The following is a 4,146-nucleotide window of genomic DNA, read 5'->3' as shown; positions in this document are numbered from 1 at the left end:
TTCGCTGAAGAAGTCATGAGCCAAGTCAGAAAGCAGTGATGGACCGCAACAGGGAACACGCGCGTGTTCCCTGTTTTTCAAAGCGATTTGCATCATGGAGGTCGGACATGGAACAGCCAAAATATCGACGTGTCGTATTAAAATTAAGCGGGGAAGCGCTCGCCGGAAAGCAAGGGTTTGGCATTCAGCCGGCGGTGATCCAGTCGATCGCCAGACAAGTGAAAGAAGTGGCTGAGCTTGGCGTGGAAATCGCCATCGTGGTCGGCGGCGGCAACATTTGGCGCGGAAAAACGGGAAGCGAAATGGGGATGGACCGGGCGACAGCCGATTATATGGGGATGTTGGCGACGGTGATGAACTCGCTTGCCCTGCAGGACAGCCTCGAGCAGCTCGGCGTCGAGACGCGGGTGCAGACGTCGATTGAAATGCGGCAAGTCGCCGAGCCGTACATCCGCCGGCGGGCGATCCGCCATCTTGAGAAAAAGCGGGTCGTCATTTTTGCTGCCGGCACGGGCAACCCGTATTTTTCGACCGATACGACGGCGGCCTTGCGGGCGGCGGAAATTGAAGCGGACGTCATTTTAATGGCGAAAAACAACGTCGACGGCGTCTACAGCGCCGATCCGAACGTTGACGCCAACGCTGTTAAGTACGACGAGCTGTCGTACTTGGACGTCATCAAGCAAGGGCTTGGCGTCATGGATTCGACTGCTTCATCGCTTTGCATGGACAACAACATTCCGCTTATCGTCTTTTCAATCATGGAAGAAGGCAACATTAAACGCGCTGTCTTAGGCGAAAACATCGGAACGATCGTAAGGGGGAAATAACGATGGCAAAGCAAGTGATTCAACAGGCGAAAGAAAAAATGGATAAGGCCGTGCAAGCATTCACCCGCGAGCTGGCAAGCATTCGCGCCGGACGGGCGAACGCCGGGCTGCTCGAAAAAGTGACGGTTGATTATTACGGCGTCCAAACGCCGATCAACCAGCTTGCTTCGATCAGCGTGCCGGAAGCGCGCCTGCTCGTCATCCAGCCGTACGACAAATCGGTCATCAAAGAGATGGAAAAAGCGATTTTAGCATCGGATTTAGGGTTGACGCCATCAAACGACGGATCGGTCATCCGCCTTGTCATTCCGCCGTTGACGGAAGAGCGGCGCCGTGAGCTGGCCAAGCTTGTCAAAAAATATTCGGAAGATGCGAAAGTCGCGGTTCGCAACATCCGCCGCGACGCGAACGACGAGCTGAAAAAGCTCGAGAAAAACGGCGAAATTACGGAAGACGAACTTCGCAGCTACACTGATGATGTGCAAAAACTGACCGATGACCATATCGCCAAAATCGACGCCATCACAAAAGAGAAAGAGAAAGAAGTTATGGAAGTATAGGCAAAACGATGCAAACCCTCTATGTTGATGGAGGGTTTTTTTGCTATAATGGAAAGGCAAAACACGATCCCGGAGGACTCGTATGTTTAATAAAATCCGAAAAGCGAAGCGGGAAGATGCCCCGCTGACAAAAGAGGATGTGCTTGGCCATCCGATTCCGAACCATGTTGCCATCATTATGGATGGGAACGGGAGATGGGCAAAAAAACGGGCGCTGCCGAGGGTGGCCGGCCATTACGAAGGCATGCAAGTCGTGCGCAAAATCACCCGTTTTGCCAATGAGCTTGGGATCGAAATTTTATCGCTTTACGCGTTTTCGACGGAAAACTGGAAACGGCCGAAAACGGACGTCGACTATTTAATGAAGCTGCCGGAACAGTTTTTGACGACGTTTCTTCCCGAGCTCGTCGCCGAAAATGTCAAAGTCCAAGTGATCGGTCATACGGAGGCGTTGCCCGATCATACGCGCCGGGCAGTTGAGCAAGCGATTCACGAAACGAGCGGCAACACCGGCTTAATTTTAAACTTTGCGCTCAATTACGGAAGCCGGGCGGAGATTGCCGCCGCTGTAAAGCGGATCGCTGAGGATGTCGAGCGCGGGGTGCTCGCGCCGGACGATATTACGGAGCCGCTCATTTCCTCATACTTGATGACGAACGGCCTGAAAGATCCGGACTTGCTCATTCGCACAAGCGGAGAGATCCGCCTGAGCAATTTCATGCTTTGGCAATTGGCGTATACGGAACTTTGGTTTACGGATGTCTTATGGCCGGATTTTACGGAGCAACATTTTCTAGAGGCGATCGCTGCCTACCAGCGCCGCGACCGCCGGTTTGGAGGAGTGTCAGCGCGATGAAGCAGCGAATCATCACCGGAGTCATAGCGGCGGCGCTCTTTTTGCCGATTGTTATTTTTGGCGGATTTCCGTTTATAATAGTAACATATATATTGGCCACGGTCGGACTGTTTGAGCTGCTGCGGATGAAAGGGATGTCCCCGTTGTCTTTCGCTGGGGCCGCCGGGTTTGCCGCCCTTTGGCTCCTGCTTGTTCCCGCTCTTTACGACCAAGAATGGCTGGCGTCCGGGACGACAAAGTTCGGTGTGCTGGCCGCGCTCGCTTTTTTGCTGCTTGTCGGCACCGTCGTGACAAAAAATGCGCTGACGTTTGATGAGGCGGCATTTGTCGTGCTGGCGGTTTTGTATGTTGGCGTCGGGTTTTTCTGCTTCGCCGCGATCCGCTTGACCGGCTTGGCGTACTTCGTCTACGCGCTGTTTGTCATTTGGGCGACCGACATCGGAGCGTATTTTCTCGGCCGCGCGTTCGGCCGGCGCAAGCTATGGCCGGAAATCAGCCCGAATAAGACAGTCGAAGGCGCCATTGGCGGCGTCGTCTGCGCTGTTGTCATCGCGGCCGTTTACGAATGGACAGTCGGCCCGTTCGGCAGCCTTGGCGTAGCTGTGGGGATTGCGCTTTTGCTTTCGATGTTCGGCCAGCTTGGCGACTTGGTCGAGTCCGCTTTCAAACGCCATTACGGCGTGAAGGATTCGGGGGCGATTTTGCCGGGGCATGGCGGCATTTTGGACCGGTTCGACAGTCTGCTGTTTGTGCTGCCGCTCTTATACATATTCATCGAAGCAGTACGATAAGCGGATGAGGAGTGAAAATGTTGAAATATATTAGTATATTAGGGGCGAGCGGATCGATCGGCCAGCAAACGCTCGATGTCATGCGCGCTCATCCGGACAAGTTTCGTCTGGCGGCGGCATCGGTTGGGAAAAATGTGGAAGCGGCAAGAAAGCTGATTGCTGAGTTTTCCCCTGTTCTTGTCGCTGTCACCGACCGAGACGCTTACGAAGTGCTTCGCTGCGAGTACAGCGGGCGGACTGCAGTCGTGTACGGAGAGGAAGGGTTGGTGGAGGCGGCTATTTGCCCGCAGGCGGACGTCGTTGTCACCGCCGTCGTCGGCAGCGTCGGCCTCGTGCCGACATTAAAAGCGATTGAAGCCGGGAAGACGATCGCTCTCGCCAATAAAGAGACGCTTGTCGTTGCCGGGCATCTTGTCACGGCGGCAGCCAAGCGGCGCGGTGTGCCGCTGTTGCCGGTTGACAGCGAGCATTCCGCCATTTTTCAATGCTTGCAAGGGGAAAAGCGTGAACACGTGGAGAAGCTGATTCTGACCGCGTCGGGCGGGAGCTTTCGCGATCGGACGCGCGAAGAGCTCGCTCATGTGACGGTCGAAGAAGCGCTTCGCCATCCGAATTGGTCGATGGGGGCGAAAATTACGATTGATTCCGCCACAATGATGAACAAAGGGTTTGAAGTCATTGAAGCGCATTGGCTGTTTGGGCTGCCGTATGAGCGGATCGAGGTCGTGCTGCACCGAGAAAGCGTCATCCATTCGCTCGTCGAGTTTCGCGACACGAGCATCTTAGCCCAGTTGGGCACGCCGGATATGCGCATCCCGATTCAATACGCGCTCGCCTATCCGGAGCGGCTGCCGCTTGCGGCGGCCAAGCCGCTCGATTTGGCTGCGCTTGGGGCGCTCCATTTCGCCCCGGTCGATTTTGACCGTTACCGCTGCCTCCGCTTTGCCTATGAAGCTGGAAAACGCGGCGGCTCGCTGCCGACGGTGTTGAATGCCGCCAATGAGGAAGCGGTGGCGGCGTTTTTAGCCGGACGCATTCCGTTTTTGGCCATCGAGGAGTGGATCGAGCGCGCTCTTGAGCGCCATCAGCCGGTGGACGATCCGCAGCTT

General features: G+C 55.4%; 5 protein-coding genes. All 5 read left to right on the top strand.

The genetic code is table 11. The features are described from left to right. Window positions 1-107: 107 nt before the first annotated feature. Complete coding sequence (gene pyrH, locus IKE44_RS08280; protein ID WP_033008098.1) at window positions 108-830, top strand: UMP kinase; 723 nt, start codon at window positions 108-110, stop codon at window positions 828-830. 2 nt (window positions 831-832) lie between these two features. Then, window positions 833-1,390, top strand: a complete 558-nt coding sequence (frr, locus tag IKE44_RS08275; RefSeq protein ID WP_033008096.1) for a ribosome recycling factor — start codon at window positions 833-835, stop codon at window positions 1,388-1,390. A gap of 82 nt (window positions 1,391-1,472) precedes the next feature. After that, entirely contained in the window at window positions 1,473-2,246 is a 774-nt protein-coding gene (locus IKE44_RS08270) for an undecaprenyl pyrophosphate synthase (RefSeq protein WP_287465585.1), read from the top strand. Then, a complete protein-coding gene (locus IKE44_RS08265) occupies window positions 2,243-3,037 on the top strand; it encodes a phosphatidate cytidylyltransferase (RefSeq protein WP_287465582.1) in 795 nt (264 codons plus the stop codon). The genes IKE44_RS08270 and IKE44_RS08265 overlap by 4 nt, the downstream gene beginning before the upstream one ends. Window positions 3,038-3,057: 20 nt before the next feature. Further along, on the top strand, window positions 3,058-4,146 hold a 1,089-nt coding region (gene dxr / locus IKE44_RS08260), incomplete at its 3' end, for a 1-deoxy-D-xylulose-5-phosphate reductoisomerase (protein WP_287465587.1).

Origin of the sequence: Geobacillus sp. (assembly GCF_017515625.1) — a bacterium.
Taxonomy (GTDB): Bacteria; Bacillota; Bacilli; order Bacillales; family Anoxybacillaceae; genus Geobacillus; species Geobacillus stearothermophilus.
This window is presented reverse-complemented; position numbering and strand designations above follow the sequence as displayed.

Bases quoted from the DNA above. Each gene is read 5' to 3' on its own strand.
- IKE44_RS08265 (WP_287465582.1), top strand. From the start codon at position 2,243: ATGAAGCAGCGAATCATCACCGGAGTCATAGCGGCGGCGCTCTTTTTG.
- frr (WP_033008096.1), top strand. From the start codon at position 833: ATGGCAAAGCAAGTGATTCAACAGGCGAAAGAAAAAATGGATAAGGCC.
- IKE44_RS08270 (WP_287465585.1), top strand. From the start codon at position 1,473: ATGTTTAATAAAATCCGAAAAGCGAAGCGGGAAGATGCCCCGCTGACA.
- pyrH (WP_033008098.1), top strand. From the start codon at position 108: ATGGAACAGCCAAAATATCGACGTGTCGTATTAAAATTAAGCGGGGAA.